At 40.6% G+C, this 15,033-nt stretch carries 14 protein-coding genes; 13 read left to right on the forward strand and 1 reads right to left on the reverse strand.

Annotated elements, in window-relative coordinates; all coding sequences use genetic code 11:
- Positions 1–43: 43 nt before the first annotated feature.
- Positions 44–706, forward strand: coding sequence for a type 1 glutamine amidotransferase domain-containing protein (locus AWM68_RS00855; RefSeq protein ID WP_066236174.1), 663 nt, complete (start codon positions 44–46; stop codon positions 704–706).
- A gap of 139 nt (positions 707–845) precedes the next feature.
- Positions 846–1,655 (forward strand): alpha/beta fold hydrolase, encoded by an 810-nt coding sequence (locus tag AWM68_RS00860; protein WP_066236176.1) that lies wholly within the window; start codon positions 846–848, stop codon positions 1,653–1,655.
- 106 nt (positions 1,656–1,761) lie between these two features.
- On the opposite strand, the gene AWM68_RS00865 is transcribed toward AWM68_RS00860, so the two are convergent.
- A complete protein-coding gene (locus AWM68_RS00865) occupies positions 1,762–2,466 on the reverse strand; it encodes a DUF421 domain-containing protein (protein ID WP_066236179.1) in 705 nt (234 codons plus the stop codon).
- A gap of 98 nt (positions 2,467–2,564) precedes the next feature.
- Between AWM68_RS00865 and AWM68_RS00870 the strand changes: the two genes are divergently transcribed.
- The 11 genes from AWM68_RS00870 to AWM68_RS00920 all read left to right on the forward strand — a co-directional run bounded on the left by AWM68_RS00870 (position 2,565) and on the right by AWM68_RS00920 (position 14,968).
- Positions 2,565–3,317: a GNAT family N-acetyltransferase gene (locus tag AWM68_RS00870; RefSeq protein ID WP_156488267.1), complete on the forward strand. Its 753-nt coding sequence runs from the start codon at positions 2,565–2,567 to the stop codon at positions 3,315–3,317.
- A gap of 228 nt (positions 3,318–3,545) precedes the next feature.
- Positions 3,546–4,892: an aspartate aminotransferase family protein gene (locus tag AWM68_RS00875; protein WP_066236183.1), complete on the forward strand. Its 1,347-nt coding sequence runs from the start codon at positions 3,546–3,548 to the stop codon at positions 4,890–4,892.
- A gap of 9 nt (positions 4,893–4,901) precedes the next feature.
- Positions 4,902–6,395: a pyridoxal phosphate-dependent decarboxylase family protein gene (locus tag AWM68_RS00880; protein WP_066236186.1), complete on the forward strand. Its 1,494-nt coding sequence runs from the start codon at positions 4,902–4,904 to the stop codon at positions 6,393–6,395.
- Positions 6,392–8,179: an IucA/IucC family protein gene (locus tag AWM68_RS00885; RefSeq protein ID WP_066236188.1), complete on the forward strand. Its 1,788-nt coding sequence runs from the start codon at positions 6,392–6,394 to the stop codon at positions 8,177–8,179. The genes AWM68_RS00880 and AWM68_RS00885 overlap by 4 nt, the downstream gene beginning before the upstream one ends.
- Positions 8,180–8,195: 16 nt before the next feature.
- Positions 8,196–8,753 carry a GNAT family N-acetyltransferase gene (locus tag AWM68_RS00890; protein WP_156488296.1) on the forward strand — a complete coding sequence of 186 codons (558 nt, stop codon included), beginning with the start codon at positions 8,196–8,198 and terminating at the stop codon, positions 8,751–8,753.
- The gene (locus tag AWM68_RS00895) at positions 8,722–10,065 is read left to right on the forward strand and encodes a lysine N(6)-hydroxylase/L-ornithine N(5)-oxygenase family protein (protein ID WP_066236192.1); all 1,344 of its coding nucleotides are present in this window, start codon (positions 8,722–8,724) and stop codon (positions 10,063–10,065) included. The genes AWM68_RS00890 and AWM68_RS00895 overlap by 32 nt, the downstream gene beginning before the upstream one ends.
- The gene (locus tag AWM68_RS00900; RefSeq protein WP_066236194.1) at positions 10,041–11,246 is read left to right on the forward strand and encodes an MFS transporter; all 1,206 of its coding nucleotides are present in this window, start codon (positions 10,041–10,043) and stop codon (positions 11,244–11,246) included. Before AWM68_RS00895 ends, AWM68_RS00900 begins: the two co-directional genes overlap by 25 nt.
- A complete protein-coding gene (locus AWM68_RS00905) occupies positions 11,230–13,032 on the forward strand; it encodes an IucA/IucC family protein (protein WP_066236195.1) in 1,803 nt (600 codons plus the stop codon). Before AWM68_RS00900 ends, AWM68_RS00905 begins: the two co-directional genes overlap by 17 nt.
- 155 nt (positions 13,033–13,187) lie before the next feature.
- Entirely contained in the window at positions 13,188–13,607 is a 420-nt protein-coding gene (locus AWM68_RS00910) for a DUF2500 domain-containing protein (RefSeq protein WP_231868345.1), read from the forward strand.
- 16 nt (positions 13,608–13,623) lie between these two features.
- Positions 13,624–13,929, forward strand: a complete 306-nt coding sequence (locus AWM68_RS00915; RefSeq protein ID WP_066236197.1) for a DUF2087 domain-containing protein — start codon at positions 13,624–13,626, stop codon at positions 13,927–13,929.
- A gap of 22 nt (positions 13,930–13,951) precedes the next feature.
- On the forward strand, positions 13,952–14,968 hold the full coding sequence (locus tag AWM68_RS00920) for a phosphotransferase (RefSeq protein ID WP_066236199.1): 1,017 nt from the start codon (positions 13,952–13,954) through the stop codon (positions 14,966–14,968).
- The last annotated feature ends 65 nt before the right edge of the window (positions 14,969–15,033 follow it).

A 15,033-nucleotide genomic window follows, 5' to 3' on the forward strand; every position in this document is an offset into this window, starting at 1 on the left:
CGGGAAAAATGATAAGCGTAAAGAAATGAAAGGGAGTGTAAGGATGTCAAAACGAATTCTAATCGTCGTAACAAACCATCAAAACATTGGAAACAATAAAACGGGTCTCTGGTTAGAGGAGTTTGCAGTTCCTTTCAATGAGTTCCGAGACAATGGGTATGACATTACCGTAAAAAGTATTAAAGGCGGCAGTGTGCCACTAGATCCGAACAGTTTAGAAGGTGTAGAAAAGGAAACGTATAAAGAAGCTCTTTCTATGCTTGAGAACACAGCGGAATTAACTCCAGATGATGCTGTAAGCTATGATGCGATCTACTTGCCTGGTGGTCATGGCACTGTTTTTGATTTTCCGAAAAGTGACGCATTAAAAGAAGTAGTAAGTCAGATGGCACAAACGAACAAAGTGATCGGCAGTGTTTGTCACGGTCCAGCAGGATTAACGACAGCAACGCTTAAAGATGGTACCTCAATCGTAAAAGGCAAGACCGTTACAGCATTTACGGATGAAGAGGAAGAAGAAATGAAGCTTACAAAAGAAGTGCCTTTCTTATTAGAAACAAAGCTTCGTGAGCTTGGAGCAGAATTCCAGCGTGCTGGAAAGTGGGAAGACTTTGCGGTTACAGATGGAAATCTTGTTACAGGGCAGAATCCTCAATCCAGCAGAAGTGTTGCACTTCGAATGATTGATGTTCTCGACAAACAATAAACATGTGATAAAACGACTGGCTTCGGCTGGTCTTTTTTTTGTGCCTCAACAAGACATCAACCAAGTTTCATTATAGGCAATCATTCATTTCGACCTTCTTGAGTATGTTATTACATATGCTTTTAATGGAGGAATGACAATGGGATATTATGTAAAAGTTGAACCGGATGTTAGAATTTATGTAGAAGATGTGAATCCAAACGGACAGAAGACAATCCTATTCGTACATGGTTGGCCCGCAAACCATAAATTGTTTGAGTATCAATTTAATCAGCTACCATCGCAAGGATTTAGATGTATCGGAATTGATTTAAGAGGATTCGGTAAATCGGATAAACCTTACACCGGCTATTCTTATGACCGTCTCGCAGATGATATTTATGCTGTCGTTCAAACGCTAAAACTGGAAAATTTTACACTAGTCGGTCATTCTGTTGGCGGAGCGATTTCCATCCGATATATGGCAAAGCATAACAGTTACGGTGTTTCAAAGCTTGCTTTATTAGGAGCTGCGGCACCAAGTTTCACCAAAAGACCTAATTTTCCTTACGGCAATCCGATCGAACAAGTAAATACACTCATTCAGGACACATACAAAGACAGACCGAAAATGCTCTCAGGGTTTGGTGATCTCTTCTTTTTTAAATATGTGACAGTCCCGTTTTCAGATTGGTTTTTTCAGTTGGGACTTGAAGCAGCTGGTTATTCCACTGCTGCCGTTTTAGGTTCCTTGCGTGATGAGGAATTGTTTTCAGATCTTGGGAAAATACAAGTGCCCACTCTCATCCTGCATGGCGTACATGATCAAGTCTGTCCGTTTCCATTGGCTCTTGCCATGAATCAGGGAATTCCAAACTCAAAACTCGTTCCTTTAAAAAATAGCGGTCATGGTCTGTTTTGGGAAGAGTGGGAAAAGGTAAACCAAGAACTAGCAGAGTTTATCGGGTAAATAGGAAATAATGGTTTTGTTAAGAAAAAGACCCATCATCCTCCTTCAATAGAAGGAGGATATGCCATCCGCTTTGTTTAATTTAAAAAAGTAAAATTTTAATTGGTTACTTATAGTACATGAGATGTAGATGCTCATTGTGATCGAGTGTAGCAATTAAAATATCCGACATTTTCGTTTGTCTCTTTTCTAGTTGTGCTTTTAGCCACTTTTCATCTTTTCCGGTTTCAGCAAGTTCTTGTGGATTAAGTTTCCCTTCTTTAATAACAATGTGAGAATAATCAAATGATTTAGGCGGCAAGTTTAAATCTTGCTGAATAACCGTCTGAAAAGAAGGTTTTAAAAAGGATGTAATGGTCCCATTCGATTCAAATAATGCAAGTGCCACTTCTTGTATATTAATCACTCTGTGCTTTCTTAGTTCTGAATAAAGTACATCGATTGATATTCTGGCTTTATTTAAATTTCTATAAAGGATCTGTCCATCTTTTACTAAAGTGATTGGAGCAGGGTCAATAATTTTTCTCAACGGTTGCCAATGTAAGCCAGTCAGAGTGGTACTTACGTATAAAATTACCAGAACGGTCATTGTGATGAATGATCCTTTAAGTCCCAAATGCTGGTCAGATAGCGGATGGGCAATAATGTTTCCGAAAATGAGTGCCATTATAAAATCTAGCAAACGTAATTGTGAAAATGATCTTTGGCCCATCAACTTCAATGCAAATACCATAAAGAAAAAGGCGACAACAGCCCTTAATACCCATTCAATAATGGTCAATGATTCCTGGCTTTGATAAAAATCAAGCATGCTGATACCCCGCTATTGTAAGATTCATTCATATTAGTAGTATGGTCATCCATATACAATTGTAAATACAGTAAAAAAAGAAAGTAGTGTTAAAAGATATGGGTAATCTTAGCACGATATCGAATAAGTCGTTTTCAGTGTTAAATGGTATGCCTTCTTATTTAGGGATTGAACAGAAACAAACAGTAGAGCCAGAAATATTTTCTCAGTTGGTAGCTGAGCTGCTTTCAATTGGGAAAGCCAACAAACTTAGACGAGTAAGTGTACATCTGCAAAAGGGAACAGATGCTTACGAAAAACATGCTTCGTATCTAGAATGTTGTGGATTTGAGATGTTTACCAGTTCAGTAGAATATTACAAGAATCTATCTGACGTACAGGAAGAAGATACGTATTTCTCATATCATACTTTAGGAAATTCAAATCTGACAGAACAGGAATTTAAAGATCTTTGGAAAAGGGTGATGCATGGGTCAGCAAATAGAGCATCCACCCTTTCTATCGATGAGCAGTTACAATCTTTGAAACATGAACTAGGTTTAGGGTGGGAGCGGAATTGTGGTGTGTTTTATTTGGAACAACTCCCTGTTGCGGTGTGTATTCCACACATTGAGCCTGGAACGAAGGATGAGGGACGATTGTTTTATTTTGGTGTCCTGCCAGAAGTACGAGGAAAGGGTTATGCAGGTATATTACATAAATGTTCGTTACAGCTATTAAAAGATATGGGAGCCAGATATTATGTTGGATCCACACACGAAACAAATACTAGCATGCAGCGTATTTTTGAGAAATCCGGATGTAAAGAAAGAGGAAGAAAGGCATCGTATTACTATTATTTAAATAAATGATGTTAAAAGTCGCGAAGAGCGGCTTTTTTTATTTTACTGGACTTCTATTCCCAGCAAAAACATAAGGACTTTAGCACTACAACTCAATTGCAGCAATAAAAATTTATGGAAACAAGTTAGGGAAAAACTATCATTGACGATGATAATCATTATCATTTAAGGTTATACATGTAATCAATAATGAGAATCATTTTCAGTCACAGAATTTAACCTTTAGGAGGATTAAATATGAGCACTTTGCATTTAGAAATGAACGACCTTTACCTAAAACAACAAGAGAAGCGAGAATCCAATGCAAGATCGTATCCAAGACGTATTCCGATCGCGATTGAAGAAGCGGAAGGAATCTACGTAAAAGATGCTGACGGAAAAAAGTATATGGATTGTCTAGCAGGAGCAGGAACGCTTGCCCTTGGACATAATCATCCGACAGTGATTGAAGCGATCGAGAAAGTGCTTCATGACAAGCGCCCATTACATACACTGGATTTAACGACACCAGTGAAAGAAGAATTTGTGAGTGAAGTGTTTGATAGTTTGCCAAAAGAATTTGCAAAACGAGCGAAGATTCAGTTTTGCGGACCTACTGGCGGAGATGCGATTGAAGCAGCGATCAAGCTTGTAAAAACAGCTACAGGAAGAAGAACGATCCTTTCGTTCCAAGGCGGATATCACGGAGCAACACATGGAACGATGGCACTATCTGGTAATTTAGGGCCGAAGCAAAACGTGCAGGGCTTAATGCCAGATGTGCATTTTATGCCATATCCGTATGAATACCGCTGTCCGTTCGGAATGGGTGGAGAAGATACGGGAAGAATTAGCGCTAAATATATTGAGAACCTTTTATATGATCCAGAAAGCGGAATCTTGCCTCCAGCAGCGATGATCTTAGAGGTTGTTCAAGGTGAAGGCGGATCGATTCCGGCGCCGATTGAGTGGCTTCGTGAAATCCGACGCATCACGAAAGAGCGTAACATTCCATTAATCATTGATGAAGTGCAAACAGGCATCGGACGCACTGGTGAACTCTTTGCGTTTCAACATGCCGGAATCGTGCCGGATGTTCTCGTTTTATCAAAAGCAATCGGCGGAAGCTTGCCTTTATCCGTCGTCATTTATGATCGTGAGCTGGATAAATGGGGGCCTGGTGCACACATTGGAACGTTCCGTGGAAACCAGATGGCTATGGCAGCAGGAACAGCGACGCTTCGTTACATCAAAGAACATAACTTGTCACAGCATGCAGCGGAGATGGGAGAGAAACTTATGCTTGAACTTTCCATCCTCCAAAATGAGATTCCTGAAATCGGGGATGTTCGCGGCCGTGGATTAATGGTGGGAGCAGAGATTGTGAACCCGCGTATCCCGTCAGGTTTAAAAGGAACACATGCTGCAAACCCAGAGCTTGCGAGCCGTATTCAAAGAGAGTGCTTTAACAGAGGCTTGATTTTGGAAGTTGGAGGAAGACATGGCAGTGTAGTGCGGTTCTTGCCACCGCTCATTATTACAGAGAAACAGATGGATGAAGTCATTGCCATCTTCACAGATGCGGTAAGAGCCGCACTTAAATAGAGGTGCTTTATGAACATGACAGATTTTGACCGCTTTTTTCTTAATGATAGTGAACAGGGGTTAAAGAGTTTTCAGCATATCGTCTTTGAAACTCAGCAACGTTTAAGTCAATTTTATAAAAATAACTCAGATGCCTATACCGGATTAGTTCCGAAAGAGATCGAGAAAGAACTCAACGCACTATCGCTAACATCAAGTGAAGGCGACGATCCTAACACTGTACTGGATGATGTATTCACAAAGATCGTGAAGAACAGCATTCACGTGTCACATCCGACGAGTATAGGACACTTGCATTGTCCGCCATTAATCCCCGCGATTGCGGCGGAACTGATCATCGGTGCACTTAATCAATCCATGGATTCATGGGATCAGAGTTCTACGGCTACGTATTTGGAAGAGCGTTTAATCAAATGGGTAAGCGAAAAGCTTGCCCTCACTTCATCAACTGATGGGACGTTTACGAGCGGCGGTACGCAATCCAACTATATGGGACTTCTGTTAGCCCGTGACCGGTTTTGTGATAAACAATGGGGATGGAACGTTAAGATGCAAGGCTTGCCGCCAGAATCACATAAGTTAAGAATTTTATGTTCAGAAGATGCTCATTTCACCGTGAAGAAGTCAGCATTTCAGTTGGGGCTTGGAGAACAAGCAGTAGTTACGGTTCCAACCGATACCAATAAAAAAATGAACACGTGCAAGTTAACTGAAGAGATTGAACGTTTAATTGCTGCAGGTCTCCTGCCAATGTGTATCGTTGCAACTGCAGGAACAACTGATTTCGGCAGCATCGATCCCATTCCAGAAGTTACAGAAATTGCTGAAAAGCACGGCCTTTGGCTTCATGTTGATGCTGCTTATGGAGGGGCGTTAATGCTGAGTCAAAAGCATTCTCATAAATTAGCGGGGATTGAACATGCAGATTCCATCACGATCGATTTTCATAAACAGTACTACCAGCCGATCAGCTGTGGTGCATTCTTCGTGAAAAATAAGGAAAGCTTTCGTTATCTTGCACATCATGCAGACTACTTAAACCCTGAAAATGATGAAGAGGATGGTCTGGTTCATTTGGTGAGCAAATCTGTTCAAACAACAAGGCGTTTTGATGCATTGAAGTTATTCATGTCACTTCGAATCGTCGGTGAAAAGAACTTTGCCAGCATGATCGACTACACGCTCAATCTAGCAAGTCAGGCCGCAGGTGTGATGGACCTTAAAGACAATCTCGAAGTTTGTAACAAAAATCCTGAAATCAATGCAATTGTATTCCGCTATAGTGCTGGAAGTCCCGAAAAGTTAAATGAGCTGAACACTTTTATATACAAAAAAATCCTTCATACAGGAACGGCTTTAGTGGCTAAAACAAAAGTGAAGGATCAAGTATTTCTAAAATTTACATTGTTGAATCCGCGAACGACCATTGTAGATATTGAAGACATTCTTTATAGCATTTCTCAATTTGCAGCAGAGTATGAAAACAGGGGGATCACCCAATGACAAATCATAAACAACGAGCAGAAAACATGAGCATGCAGAGTTTCTTAAACTGCTATCTGAGAGAAACACGGAATTTTATAGAGATAGAAGATGAGATGAAGCCACTGGGCTGGAAAGGTGAAACACCTAAGCGATGGGTGAAAGTAACATTAACTAATCAGGGTTCTGCCATTTTTGCAGCAATAAAACATTGGTCTTTGACCGATAGGCATCTGTTTCACTTTCCTATTCTTTATCAATCGAGTGGAAAGGAAATCCCACTTGATTACGTTTCACTTGTATCGATCCTTTCAAAAGAGTTATTGCTGAATCAAAATCGTGAGGATGCAGAAGACGAATTGATGCTGCGTGCCATTCTTAGCAAAAAGAACATACAGCGCTATTTAGAAGAACGTGAATGTGACAGTGATGCTCTACAGAACAGTGAGTTCACGTTTATTGAAGCAGAGCAATCTCTTCTTTTTGGCCATCTTCTTCACCCGACGCCGAAAAGCAAACAAGGCATGAGCGCCGAGCAGGAATCTCTCTATTCTCCAGAACTTAAGGGAGCGTTTCAGCTTCATTTCTTTCAAGCTGACCGGTCGATTGTTGATCAGGATTCGGCAGACAACGTGACAGCTGAAGAAATTACATGGCAGCTGCTTCAGAGAGATGAAAATTTTGTAAATCACATAAAACGTGATGATCAATCCATATTTATTCCTGTGCACCCCTTGCAGGTTCCCGTTCTTTTAAACGATCTCTCTGTTCAAACGCTGATCACCGATGGAAAGTTAAGATACATAGGTCCATATGGAGAGGAATTTTCTGCAACATCTTCCATGCGCTCCGTGTACAGTCGGAATTTTAAATATATGTTTAAATTCTCTGTGCCTGTAAAGATTACGAATTCTCTGCGCGTTAACTTGGAAAAGGAGCTTCATAGAGGAGTTGAGGTTTCAAGACTCATGCAATCAAGAATCGGACATGAGCTGAAGGAAGTCTTTCCGTCGTTTCAAATCATTCAGGATCCAGCATTCTTAAACATACCAACTGAAAAAGAAACGGCAGGATTTGAAGTGGTAATCAGAGAAAACCCGTTTTATGAAAATGATAAAAATGCGAGCTTAGTAGCTGGCCTATGCCAAGATCATGGGTTTGACGGACGTTCACGAATCTCAGCGATCATTCATGACTTAGCTCAAAAAGAGAAAAGATCAACAGAGGAAGTGAGTAAGGACTGGTTTGGTGAATACTTGTCGATCGCTCTTGATCCGATGATTTGGCTGTATGAAACATATGGTATTGCGCTTGAGGCGCATCAACAGAATTCGATCGTCCAGATGGAGAACGGCTATCCAAAGCGTTTCTATTATCGGGATAACCAAGGCTATTATTACAGCGAGTCAAAAGCGGACTTGTTAGTAGAGCAGCTGCCTGAACTTAACCGAAAGAGTGTTACGATCTGCAGTGATGAAGTTGCAGTCGAACGGTTCCGCTATTACTTTTTCATGAATCACTTGTTTGGTCTTATTAACGCTTTTGGAGCAGCAGACCTGATCAATGAAGCCGAGCTTATGAGCATATTGCAAACACGTTTAAAGCATCATGATGCTTTAACAGATGGAAAATCGGATTTGTTAAGAAGTTTACTAGACTTAAGAGAACTTCCTTGTAAAGCAAACTTGCTGACTCGTTTTCACGATATGGATGAGCTCGTGGGTTCCCTTGAAACACAGTCTGTTTATACGAACATACAGAACCCATTACAAAAGGTGTTGACTTCAAATGCAGCCGGTGTTTAGTTTTTTTGATCCTACCATTAAACGGTCACTATCATTTTCAAAAGTAGAGTTTGAAAGAGATGCCGCACTTTTACACAGATGGCAGCAGCAGCCTTACGTGGTTCCGTACTGGAAGCTCAACATTTCGTTTGAAGACTATAAAAAACATTTAAAGAAATTTTTAAGTGACGAACATCAAACCCTTTATTTAGGATTGATTGATGGCGTTCCAATGAGCTATTGGGAAGCCTATTGGGTGAGAGGGGATGTTATTGAGAACGCCTATGACCCGCACCCTGAGGATCAAGGGATACATCTCTTGATCGGGGAAGAAGCTTTTCTAGGCAAGGGATACGCCCTCCCTTTATTACGAGCGATCGTGAATTTTCAGTTCTTGCATCAAGAAACTGAAAAGGTGATCGCTGAACCTGATATACGAAACGAGAAGATGATACATGTATTTGAAAAGTGCGGTTTTGAAAAAGTAAAACCGATCGAGTTGCCTGATAAGACAGGGATGCTCATGTATTGCTATAGAGAGACGTTTGAAAGGAGATGGAAAGATGTCTTTGAAGGAGCCACAAAAAGTGTATGACATCATCGGTGTAGGCATCGGTCCATTCAACCTTGGACTAGCGGCCATGCTTGATGAAACAGGCGGCAGGGAAGCACTGTTTTTTGAAAAGAGATCAGAGTTCAACTGGCATAAAGGGATGCTGATCGAGGGTACCACCCTGCAAGTTCCTTTTTTCGCTGATTTGGTAAGTATGGTGAATGTAAGAAGCAAGTACACGTTCTTAAACTACCTTCAAGAACACAATAGGTTGTACCACTTTTATTTTCTGGAGAACTTTCATATTCCCCGCAAGGAATACAATCATTATTGCCGGTGGGCAGCAAGTCAGTTGGATTCCTGCCGTTTTGGAATGGGTGTCGAACAGATCCTCCCCGTTCAGAATGGGGACGGAACAGTATATAAAGTTATTGTCAGGTCAGAGGAGACAGGGGAAACAGAAACGTATCAAACAAAGCATCTTGCAGTCGGCATTGGTACAAGCCCTTCAGTCCCGTCATATCTGGAGAAAAAGCTTGGCCAAAATGTCATCCACTCTTCAGCATATTTAGAGCGGAAAGAAGAACTGCTGAAAGCGAGATCCATTACGGTTATTGGATCAGGGCAAAGTGCAGCAGAGGTTTTCTATGATCTTGCACAGCATCAGGGAAGTGACGCGTACTCATTATACTGGTTCACCCGTTCAAAAGGATTTTTCCCGATGGAGTATTCAAAGCTTGGACTCGAATATTTTTCACCAGATTATACACATTTCTTTTATCAGCTGCCTTCATCTAAGAAGGATGATCTTCTGAAAAAACAAGACCTCTTATATAAAGGAATAAGCACAGATACGATTGCCGATATCTATGATCTGCTCTATGAAAAATCGGTCGGTCAACAGACACCTGACATTCATTTGCAGGCGATGACTGAACTAGTTTCTCTAGAGACTAAAGCAGATACACACTTGCTGTCACTTCGTCAAAATGTTACGGGAGATGTGTTTGAGATCGAATCTGACGTCGTCATATTAGGAACGGGCTATGCACCGTCGTTCCCGCATTTCTTGATGAATATGCAGGAGAGTATCGAGTGGGATAACAAAAACCGTTATCAGATTACACAAGATTATCGCTTGAAGACGTGTGGTCTAGAGAATAATCATATCTTCATTCAAAACGGGGAGCTGCACACACATGGGGTTGGTGCACCAGATCTTGGGCTTGGTGCACATCGAAACGCAGTGATTATCAATAAACTCTTTGAAAAAGAAATCTATCCTGTTTCTCATAAGAATGTGTTTCAGAACTTTGGATCGGAGCCTTCATGGAAGCCCGCAAGTCTTCGTTAAATCTTTTTCTGTTGTGCTGTGTTTTTCTGTTTATTTGTACAGAAGTTCTATTATCGCCTTTTTATCCGCAGTTTTTTAAAAAGGTTTATGGGATAACAGATCCAGACATTACAGGGTTTTACATTATGACATGCCGACTTATTGTCGTGATCTTTACACCGATTTGGGGTTTGCTTGCGAACAAACACCAAAACAGTACGTTACTTTTAATCATCGGACAATGGGGAACAGGACTCTCCTGTTTTTGGATGGCAATTTCACAGACTTTTGAGATGTTTATTGCAGCGAGTATTCTGCTGCTAATCTTTAAGAGCAGCTACTTTCTGCTTTACACGATTTTGATAGAGGAAAACAGAAAGAGAACAACAAGTGCTGCAGCGAGCTATCATGCTGTTTTGCAAGGAGCAATCGTTGCAGCTACCTTATTATCGGGATGGGTGATCCAGATGGACAACCCGCTTCACATATTCTGGATCATCGGATTCACAGAATGTTTGCTAGGATTATTCAGTTATTTCATGTTTAAAAAAGTGAGAACAACGGAAGTCATCGATACAGCATTGCAAGAAAGCAATCAGCGCAACTTAATGCCACAATTTTTTCTTTTTGGCATTGTCGTCTTAACGATTCATTTGGCAGTGAATATGGTTCGGCCATTTTTTACAACGTACACTGAGGCTGTGTATCATACGGATACACTGACGAGCAGTTTATTGTATTTGATACCGAGTCTTATGGCATTTGTCTCTTTGCCGATTGTTCGAAAATACAATGACAGACTAGGACAGAATGGCTATTTAGCAGCAGCGATCATGATGGTTGTTGGCTTGTTTTTTCAAGGGATCGAAACAAGTATTGCGGGACTCGTTGTGTTTCGGTGTATGTTTGGAATCGGAGCAGCATGGTGTCTGGCAAAATTGGATGTTTTTCTTTTCAAATGGAGTCAGAACACACATGGCGATTATAGCAAGATCTCTGCGATCCAAAATGTAGGACTCTTGCTAGCACCCGTTGCAGCAGCATCCATCGTAAATGAACAATCCATGGCAGCTATCTTTGTATACGCAAGTTTGTTTGTCGTTCTCCACCTAATTGTTTTCTTATGGGGGACGTTCACGAGAGAAAGATATAAAGGGAAACTTCACTTACATAAGGAGGAAAAACATGCTTTATATAAATGAAACAGAATCAATCCTTAAGAAGGATACGTGGGAGACGGTAAATAAAAACTTGCTGGCGAAGATGCTTGCTGAGTATATGTATGAAGACATGATTCGTCCTGAGCAAAAAGAAGAAGAATTTGTATTTACCGTTTCCGAAGATCGAAAATATCGTTTTACAGCAGAAAAGCGTTTTTTTGACAGCTTTGATGTAGATGCGGAATCTATTGAAGTTTTAGAGGATGGAAAATGGAAGGCGGCAACAAGTGCGATCTCTTTCTTGTTAGATATAAAGCCTTTGATCGGTATGTCTGAAGAAACAGCCGGTCATTTAATTAAAGAACTGAACCATACGCTAATTGCGGATGCAAATTTATTAAATCATCATAAAAAGACGTCGGATGAACTAGTGGATCTTGATTATGCGGAGTTAGAAGGCGAGATGTCCGGCCATCCTTGGATTACATACAACAAAGGGCGTATCGGATTCGGCTTTGATGACTACATCAAGTTTGCACCTGAAAACCAGAACGAAACTAAGCTGTTATGGATCGCAGTTCACCGTGACCGTGCCCAGTTTCAATCGGTTAATGAACTGCATTATGAGAAGTTGCTGATTAAAGAGCTTGATGGTGTTCTCGTTCAGCGCTTTAACGAAATTCTGCGTGAGAACGGAAAGTTACCGCTTGATTATTATTTCATGCCTGTTCATGAATGGCAGTGGAAAAACGTTCTCATTCAAAATTTCCCTGAGGATCTCGCAAGTGGCATGATTGTTCCTTTAGAAGAAGGAACAGATCACTATATGCCTCAGCAGTCGGTGAGAACGTTTGTAAATCGAAGTCATCCGTTAAAGTCTCATGTGAAACTTCCAATGAGTATCTTAAATACGCTCGTGTATCGTGGACTGCCATCTGAACGGACGGTCATCGCACCGCGTGTCACAGAACATATTAAAGGAATCTTTGAGCATGACAGCTTTTTAAAAGAGGAATGTGAAGTTGTGCTGCCTGGGGAAATAGCGAGCATCAACGTAGACCACGCTCATTACAGCAATTTAAAAGGTGCTCCCTATCAATATCTGGAGATGCTCGGAACCATTTGGCGTGAAAGTATCTATACGTATTTAAAAGATGGCGAACAGCCGATCACCCTTGCAGCTCTTCATCATGTTGATCGGAACGGAAAGCCGTATGTACAAAGTTTGATTGAAAAGTCTGGGCTGAGTGCTGACGAATGGATGAAACAGTTCTTTGGTGTTGTGATACCTCCTCTGCTGCACTTTTTGTATCAATATGGAACTGTCTTCTCGCCCCACGGTCAGAACACAATTTTAATCTTAAAAGATTATAAGCCTGAGAGATTAGCAGTAAAAGATTACGTGGATGACGTGAATATTTCAGATCAGCCGTTTCCTGAGTTAGAGGGGGTTACGGAAGAATTGCGTGCCGTGTTGCGCAGCGAGCCGCCAGAAGGATTGACTCAGTTTATTTTTACCGGGTTGTTTATCTGCCATCTGCGGTACATGTCAAATGTGATGGTGCGTAATCGTTTAATTGATGAAACTGCATTCTGGTCATACTTAGTGGATAGCATAGAGGCCTATCAGGGGAGGTTCTCACATTTAGAAGAACGCTTTAAATTGTTTGATTTCTTTAAACCTGAGCTGACAAAGCTATGTTTAAATCGAAATCGAATGGTAGACTACGGCTATGGTGATGGAGAAGATCGGCCACATGCCTCTGAGTATGGAAAAGTGCAAAATGCGCTATGGGAGATAAAAGCAAGAAGGAAAGTTACAATGTAACATCATGTAAAGTAGGACGTCCATTTGGAGACGTCCTTTCTTTATGTCTATGAGTGAGTAATAAAAATTTTAGCCGTGTGCGTGAAAATGAAACTTCTGTTTTTCGGCTTGCGTATGTAATATTATGGTAAGGAGTCTTGATAGGGGGTTAAGCCGTGGGGAACTTTGAGGAAACAGATTTTAATCATTTTGAAGAACAGGGCTTTGGTGGAGGAGATTGGATGTTTGATCTTATTCCCGTATTTGGAGGAGCTCTCTTTGTAATTGTTATTAGTGTTTTTATTTTTGTTATCGTAAAAGGAATCGGTGAGTGGAGCAGCAACAACAAACAGCCGAAATTGTCTGTCCCAGCCGAGTTGGTGGCGAAGAGAACAAAAGTGAGTGGTGGCGCAAATGACACATCAGCCTCCACGTGGTACTACGCAACGTTTGAAGTGGAGAGCGGCGACCGTATGGAATTTCATGTGGGGGCTCAAGAATACGGTATGTTGGTCGAAAGAGATAAAGGAATACTGAATTTTCAAGGCACGCGATATTTAGGATTTGAACGAAACAGGCAATCGGAATTACTGTAAAAGGAGCTGATTTACTATGACAACAAATCTAGAAAACTACCAAAAAAGTGTATTGCATGCATTTTTAAATAAGGAAGGGCGTCTTAAAAGCATTCCTTCTCAAAAGAAGAAAAAGCTAGTGGTTCTGGAATATCTCGTTCAACAGTTAGAAGATAACAAAACCTATTCAGAATCACAGATAAACGAGTTCATTAAGAAGTATCATGAAGATTTTTGTACGATCAGAAGAGAGTTTATCGTAAATGGATATATGAATCGTGAAGACGGAAACTACATAAAAAGAGATGAATCACTTTGGACAAATTGGAAAGAGCTTAAATAAAAGAAAGCAGTGAACAAACGGAATGAAGAAAATAGAAAATTCCTTATGGGAGCATTTAAAGGAAGAAGTGCAAACTTGTTTTGGTTTTCAAATAAATAAAGATACACCGATTAAAAGGGGATACCTGAACCAAAAATGGAAAATTGAAACCGATCGAGGCGTTTTTTTAGTCAAACAATACAACAAAGAGCGCCTTAAGAAGTATGAACTAGAAACCATACAAACAGCCCTACATACTCAAAATCGTGCATTTCAAAGAGACATCCCTTGCCCAGAGCTTTTATCTTACAGAGGAAACCTTTTGCACGAATCCTCTAACGGTGAACGCTTTACCGTTATGCGTTTTATGGAAGGAAGTCTGATAGATCCGGGTGAAGCTGCACCAGAGCAAATGGAATCACTGGGCCAAGAGGTTGGAAAGCTTCACCGACTATTGAATGATGGTACATTACACCCAAAATCAGATACCGTGTTTCAAATTCCTTCTCTAAAGGATCGTCTAGAATATTGGGAATCGGTTTTGCTTCAATGTGAAGAACGAGGCTTGGATGAATATAGGACAAGAATTAATCTTCAAAAACAAGCAACATTAAATATGAAAACAATTCCATTCGAACACCTCACTCCTTGCTGGTGTCACCGTGATCTTTGGGTAGATAACCTGCTTTTCTCAAATGAGAACATATCTGCTATCCTAGACTTTGACAGATTGAACTATGATTTTATCGAGTTGGATATCGGTAGAATCATTATCTCAACATGCTTGAATCAAGACACGCTAAATGTCGAAGCAGTCCATGCATTTAAAAAGGGATACAATAATACAAATAAATTATCAATTGAAAGGTTAGTCACTTCGTTACAATTGGTATGGTACATGGAAAGCACTTGGTGGGTAAGCGTTATCCCTCATGAAGGAGAGCCGCCAAAACGATTTCAGCACGAGATGATGTGGCTAGCTCAACATCTGAATGAGTTAGAAAAAATGCTTGTCTGGAAAAAAGAAGCAGAATATTTATGTTTTGAAGAAGAAGCTTAAGGGAAATTCCTCAATAACAGATTAGAGGAGTGGTTAAGTGGAGACGAAACAATTGTGCTTGCTAA

The organism is Fictibacillus phosphorivorans (genome assembly GCF_001619875.1).
Classification (GTDB): domain Bacteria; phylum Bacillota; class Bacilli; order Bacillales; family Fictibacillaceae; genus Fictibacillus; species Fictibacillus phosphorivorans_B.